This window comes from Mycobacterium sp. E3339, assembly GCF_001666915.1.
GTDB lineage: Bacteria > Actinomycetota > Actinomycetes > Mycobacteriales > Mycobacteriaceae > Mycobacterium.
This window is the reverse complement of record NZ_LZIZ01000241.1, coordinates 1-5,959: the sequence shown is the minus strand read 5'-3', so window position 1 is coordinate 5,959 and position 5,959 is coordinate 1. Positions and strand designations below refer to the sequence as shown.

6 protein-coding genes are annotated in these 5,959 nt (G+C 70.9%); 2 read left to right on the top strand and 4 right to left on the bottom strand.

What is annotated here, in order from left to right; translation table 11 throughout:
• Both A5702_RS22640 and A5702_RS22635 read right to left on the bottom strand, forming a co-directional pair.
• The coding region (locus tag A5702_RS22640; protein WP_197506664.1) for a chorismate-binding protein at nt 1–522 on the bottom strand (522 nt) is incomplete at its 3' end.
• Complete coding sequence (locus A5702_RS22635; protein ID WP_055399021.1) at nt 519–1,130, bottom strand: acid phosphatase; 612 nt, start codon at nt 1,128–1,130, stop codon at nt 519–521. The genes A5702_RS22640 and A5702_RS22635, both read right to left, overlap by 4 nt.
• Nucleotides 1,131–1,240: 110 nt before the next feature.
• Here A5702_RS22635 and A5702_RS22630 point away from each other — a divergent pair, with 110 nt between their 5' ends.
• A complete protein-coding gene (locus A5702_RS22630; protein WP_055399154.1) occupies nt 1,241–2,041 on the top strand; it encodes a ParA family protein in 801 nt (266 codons plus the stop codon).
• A 79-nt stretch (nt 2,042–2,120) separates the two neighbouring features.
• On the opposite strand, the gene A5702_RS22625 is transcribed toward A5702_RS22630, so the two are convergent.
• Nucleotides 2,121–3,341: a hypothetical protein gene (locus A5702_RS22625; RefSeq protein ID WP_067821902.1), complete on the bottom strand. Its 1,221-nt coding sequence runs from the start codon at nt 3,339–3,341 to the stop codon at nt 2,121–2,123.
• Between the two features lie 15 nt (nt 3,342–3,356).
• On the bottom strand, nt 3,357–4,853 hold the full coding sequence (locus A5702_RS22620; RefSeq protein ID WP_068223909.1) for a DEAD/DEAH box helicase: 1,497 nt from the start codon (nt 4,851–4,853) through the stop codon (nt 3,357–3,359).
• Between the two features lie 255 nt (nt 4,854–5,108).
• Here A5702_RS22620 and A5702_RS22615 point away from each other — a divergent pair, with 255 nt between their 5' ends.
• Entirely contained in the window at nt 5,109–5,828 is a 720-nt protein-coding gene (locus A5702_RS22615) for a ferritin-like fold-containing protein (RefSeq protein ID WP_055399014.1), read from the top strand.
• The last annotated feature ends 131 nt before the right edge of the window (nt 5,829–5,959 follow it).

Below are 5,959 nucleotides of genomic sequence, written 5' to 3'. Positions count from 1 at the left end.
GGACCGCGCCACCAGCAGCTCCGGGCTGGCGCCGACCAGCGCCGCGCCGGCGTAGTCGCCGCCGGCGGCGGTCAGGTCCACCAGGTAGCCGTAGGCGGCCGGGTCCGCCGCGACGAGCCGGCGCAGGATGACGCGGGCGTCCAGGGGAGCGTCGGCGACCAGCCGTAGCGCGCGGGACAGCACCACCTTGCTCAGCGGGCCGTCGGGCGCGACGAGCTGGTCGCGGGCCCGGCTGATGCGGCGGCGGTAGTCGGCCGGCGACGGGTCGGCGGCGGCGATCCGCACCGACGGCAGCGGCCCGGTCGGCCAGTCCGGCGGCGCGGCGGTGCGGCGCACGGTGTCGGGTGTCAGCAGCGCCGCGGGGCGATCCACGTCAAACGGCAACGCGCCCAACACTATTGGCGCAGATCCAGAACGCAGCGCGTCCTGGGCGGCCGCCACGTCGCGGTAACGCTCCCGCACGCCCTCGGCGACCAGGGTCTGGTTCGGTCCGCACAGTGCGAACGGCGGCTGGATACTCACCCCGGTTTGATGGCCTGCGGCTGGCTGGTCAACCCGAGCGCGGCGAGTTGGCGCACCCCGTGCTCGAAACCGCACACCGCGATGGAGCCGGCCAGCATCCAAAACCGGCTGCCTTCAACCAGCGGCAGCTCCACCCAGCGCGTGATGACCGAGCGGGAGAAGTGACTGTGCCCGACGAACACCACATCCCGGTCGCTCATGTGCTCCAGCGCGAACGCGACGGCCCGATCTGCGCGGTCGCTGACCTGCGCCACGCTCTCGCCGCCGGGGCAGCCGTGCGTCCACACCAGCCAATCGGGATCCGATTCGTGGATCTGCGGGGTGGTCAGGCCCTCGTATGCGCCGTAATCCCATTCGGCCAGCAGGGGAGAGACCTCGTCGACGTCGAGCCCGGCCAACTTGGCCGTCGTCAGCGCGCGGATGCGCGGGCTGCTGACCACCAGCGGATCGGTGAGGTTGAGTTCGCGCAGGACGCGGCCGGCGAGCTCGGCCTGGACGCGGCCGGTGTCCGTGAGCTCCAGGTCGGTGCGGCCCGTGTGCTGGCCGGATTTCGACCACTCGGTCTCGCCGTGGCGGAGCAATACCAATCGGTGATTGTGCAGGCCCATATCGACCGATTCTGCCGGACGACATGCCGGGCCCGTCGGCCGCAGCACGCGGCGATCGAACATGCCAGGATGGGCACTGTGACCGTGGCAACAAGGAGGGGCGGGCGCTGGTGACTAAGACCCGGGTATTGGCCGTGGCCAACCAGAAGGGCGGCGTCGCCAAGACGACGACCGTTGCCTCGCTGGGCGCGGCGATGGTGGACGAGGGAAACCGGGTGCTGTTGGTGGACCTGGATCCGCAGGGCTGCCTGACGTTTTCGCTCGGCCAGGATCCCGACAAACTCCCGGTGTCGGTGCACGAGGTGCTGCTGGGCGAGGTCGAGCCCAATGCGGCGCTGGTCACCACGATCGAGGGCATGACGCTGCTGCCGGCCAACATCGACCTGGCGGGCGCCGAGGCGATGCTGCTGATGCGCGCCGGCCGCGAATACGCGCTCAAGCGTGCGCTGGCCAAGGTCGCCGACGACTTCGACGTGGTCATCATCGACTGCCCGCCGTCGCTGGGGGTGCTCACCCTCAACGGGTTGACCGCCGCTGACGAGGTGATCGTGCCGCTGCAGTGCGAGACGCTCGCCCACCGGGGCGTTGGCCAGTTCCTGCGCACGGTCGCCGACGTCCAGCAGATCACCAACCCCGACCTGCGGTTGCTCGGCGCGTTGCCGACGCTGTACGACTCGCGGACCACGCACACCCGCGACGTGCTGGCCGACGTCGCCGACCGCTACAACATGCCGGTGCTGGCCCCGCCGATCCCGCGCACCGTGCGGTTCGCCGAGGCCAGCGCCTCGGGTTCGTCGGTGATGGCCGGGCGCAAGAACAAGGGCGCGTCGGCCTACGGCGAGTTGGCGAAGGCGTTGCTCAAGCACTGGAAGACCGGCAAGCCCCTGCCGACGTTCGCCGTCGAGGTCTAGCGGTTGGGGCGAGCAGCCGCAAACTCGCACGCCGACAGGCGCTTTCATGCGATTTTGCGTCTGCTCGGCCGACGCGATATCAGCCCAGGGCCACCACGGTGTCGCCGCGCTGCTCGAACACCCGGGATCCCGCGACGGCCGGAACGACCGCGCGCCCCGGCGGGCTCGGCGCCCGGTTCACGGTGAGGTAGCGCTCGGGGGCGCCGCTGAGCGGGTCGTAGACGCCGATCGCGCCCGTGACCGGCACCAGCAGGCGGCCCGCCATCATCGCGCCCGGCCCCAGCGGCACGGTCGTGTCGCCGGCGGCGATGGTGTAGCGCAACGTCAGATTGCCGGTGTCGAACGCCAGCACGGAATCGCCGGTCCACCAGGTGATCAGGCTGCCCGCGTGCGAGACCGCCCCTGGGCTCGACGGCGGCTTGGGTAGCAGGGTGCTCGACACGGTGGTGCCGGTCTCGTCGACCACGTCCACCCGGGGCCGCGGCGAGGGCAGGTAAACCGCGGTGTTGTTCTCCCACACGGTGAGCACCCGCGCGCCGGAGTCCGCCGCGATCCCGGGTTCCGCCACCACCCGCTGCTGGGGCTCGTCGTCATCCTTGCCCGGCCGCAGCAGCACCAGCCGCAGGTCGGCCTGGTTCACGCAGGCCTCCAGCACCGACACCGCCGACGAGCTGGCGGCCGCCGAGACCAGCTTGCAGCCGGAGTGCAGACCGCGTGCCGAGGGCTTCACCCGTGCGTCGGTCTCGCCGTAGGCCACCATCCGGACCATGTCCGAGCGCCACAGCTCCAGGCGGGTGTCGCCGGCCGACAGCACCGTCGTGCCGTCGGAGGACAGCTGGACGTGCTGGTCGGCGTAGCCGCTGCGGGCGGGCCCGCGACGCCCCGTTGCGCCGTCGAGCGTGCTCACCTGCCCACACCCGCGGTCGTCGGAATAGACGGCGACCGCGTAGTGGTAGATCCAGGACACCCCGCACAGGCCGCCGTCCCGCTCATAGCTCCACAGGGACTTGCCCGAGCCGGGGTCCCGCCCGTCGACCCGGTGGCCGTCGCCGGTGACGACGGTCCCGCCCACCGTCACGGGTGCGGTGGTGGCCGGGCTGGCCGCGGTCCACAGCTCTTTGAGCGTGGTCGGCACCTGCCGGGCCGGGGTCGGGTTGGGCGCGGGAACGGCGGCGGGCCGGCTGATGGTGGCCCGGGCGTCGCTGGTCCACCAGATCAACGCGGCGACGGCGGCCACCACGACCGCGATCGCCACGGCGGCCAGGACGTCGCCCCTGGTCCGGCGCTCGGGTCTGACCATCCGTGGGTGCGCGGCTCAGTTGGCGGGCGCGCCGGCTTCGGCGGGCTTGCGGCGACGACGGCGACGCCGGCCGTTTCCGGAGTTGCCGGACCCCTCCGCCGCGGCTTCGCCGTTGGAACCGCCCGCCGCGGCGTTCCCGTCGGGATGTCCGGAAACCGGCTGGCCGCCGCGGGTGCGGCGGCGCGGTGCGCCCGAGCGGGCGCGGCCGGACCGCTCGGCCTTCTGGCCGTCACGCTCGCTCGTGCGGCGCTGGCCCTGCGGCTTCTTCGGTGTGCCGATGCTGCCGCGCGCCTCGGCGGGGATGCCCATCTCTTCGTAGAGGTGCGGCGAATTCGAGTAGGTCTCGGCGGGCTCGGGGTTCTCCAGGCCCAGCGCCTTGTCGATCATCGACCACCGGGGCAGCTCGTCCCAGTCCACCAGGGTGACCGCGATACCGGTTTTTCCGGCGCGGCCGGTCCGACCGATGCGATGCACGTAGGCCTGTTCGTCCTCGGGAATCTGGTAGTTGATGACGTGGGTGATGTCGTCGATGTCGATGCCGCGCGCGGCCACGTCGGTGGCGACCAGCACGTCGATGTCGCCGCTGCGGAAGGCCTTGAGCGCCTTCTCGCGGGCGATCTGCCCCAGGTCGCCGTGCACGGCACCGACCTTGAAGCCGCGCTCGGCCAGTTCGTCGGCGACCTTTTGCGCGGTGCGCTTGGTGCGGGTGAAGATCATCGTCGCGCCGCGGCCCTCGGCCTGCAGCACCCGGCTCACCAGTTCCACCTTGTCCAGCGCGTGGGCCCGGTAGACGAACTGCTCGGTGGTGTCGTGCGTGGCGGCCGAATGCGGCGCCTCCGCGCGAATGTGGGTGGGCTGGTTCATGAACGTGCGGGCCAGCGTGATGATCGGGCCGGGCATGGTCGCCGAGAAGAGCATGGATTGCCGGTCCTCGGGGATCTGGCGCAGGATGCGCTCGATGTCGGGCAGGAAGCCCAGGTCGAGCATCTCGTCGGCCTCATCGAGCACCAGGACCGACAGCCCGCCCAGCTGCAGGTGGCCCTGCTGGGCGAGGTCGAGCAGCCGGCCGGGGGTGCCCACGACGACGTCGGCGCCGGCGCGCAGCGCCTCGATCTGCGGCTCGTAGGGGCGACCGCCGTAGATCGAGACGACGCTCAGCGGACGGTCGCCATCGGCCTTGAGGTACTTCGCCGCGGTGGCGAGGTCACCGTGGACCTGCAGGCACAGCTCACGGGTGGGCACCACGATCAGGGCCCGGGGGGTGCCGTTGAGCTCCCGCACGCCGGCTCCGGACGTGATGCGGTTCAACAGCGGCACGCCGAAGGCGAAGGTCTTGCCCATGCCGGTGCGGGCCTGGCCGATCAGGTCGTCGCCGGCGAGGGCCAGCGGCAGGGTGAGTTCCTGGATCGCGAAGGGACGCTCGATGCCCTTCTCCGCGAGGGCGCGGACGATTTCGTCGCGAACGCCGAGATTGGCAAAAGTCATTTCAGTTGTGTCGGTGAGTGCGCTCATGCGTGGGTAGTAAGCCTTTCGGTGACATATCGGTTTGTGTCGGTGTTTCTCTGTCGCGGTCACGCGCGCACGAGTTCCGACTCCGAATACGTCGCCGAGTCGCGGGCCCCTGCTCGATCTGGGTGGGCCAGCTGTGCACGCACATTTCGCCGATAGCGGCTCGGGAAAAAGAAATACAGCCGCTATCTACATCCATGATAGCTGGTCGACAGCTGGCACCCAGTTGGCGCCGGGTCCGCCGACTAGAGTGTTGCCATGACCCGGCCCTCCTGCGAGCCCTCCGAAGCCGACCTCGAAGCCGACCGGGCGGACGATTCGCCCGCCCCGCGGCTGTCGGCCGACCACCCGGGCGTCAACGAGTTGTTCGCGGTCTTGGCCTACGGCGAGATCGCCGCGTTCTACCGGCTCACCGACGAGGCGCGGATGGCCCCTGACCTGCGCGGACGGATTTCGATGGCGAGCATGGCCGCCGCCGAGATGCAGCACTACGAGCTGCTGCGCGACGCGCTGGAAAGCCGGGGCGTCGACGTGGTGTCGGCGATGTCGAAGTACGTCTCGGCGCTGGAGAACTACCACCGGCTGACGATGCCCAGCACGTGGCTGGAGGCCCTGGTGAAGACCTACGTCGGCGACGCGCTGGCCGCCGATCTGTACCTGGAGATCGCCGACGGCCTGCCCGACGAGATCGCCCACGTGGTCCGCGCGGCGCTGTCGGAGACCGGGCACTCACAGTTCGTCGTCGCCGAGGTGCGCGCCGCGGTGACCGCCAGCGGCAAGCAGCGCAGCCGGCTGGCGCTGTGGTCGCGTCGCCTGTTCGGTGAGGCGATCACCCAGGCCCAGTTCCTGCTGGCCGACCACGACGAACTGGTCGACCTCGTGGTGTCGGGAGCGGGCAGCCTGGGTCAGCTGAGCGCGTTCTTCGACCGGCTGCAGCACACCCACGACCGGCGGATGCAGGAGCTGGGCCTGAGCTGACGACCCATCGGACTCAGCGCCGGCAGGTCGCCAGGCTCGAGTTCGTGGTCGACGCGGCCACCAGCTGACCGGCGGCGTTGACGATCGAGCAGTTGAGCTGGCCGTAGAAGCTGGTCGCGACCACCGACGGG

Excerpts from the sequence above, each read along its gene's own strand:
- A5702_RS22615 (WP_055399014.1), top strand. The coding sequence starts at position 5,109 with ATGACCCGGCCCTCCTGCGAGCCCTCCGAAGCCGACCTCGAAGCCGAC.
- A5702_RS22620 (WP_068223909.1), bottom strand. The coding sequence starts at position 4,853 with ATGAGCGCACTCACCGACACAACTGAAATGACTTTTGCCAATCTCGGC.
- A5702_RS22625 (WP_067821902.1), bottom strand. The coding sequence starts at position 3,341 with ATGGTCAGACCCGAGCGCCGGACCAGGGGCGACGTCCTGGCCGCCGTG.
- A5702_RS22635 (WP_055399021.1), bottom strand. The coding sequence starts at position 1,130 with ATGGGCCTGCACAATCACCGATTGGTATTGCTCCGCCACGGCGAGACC.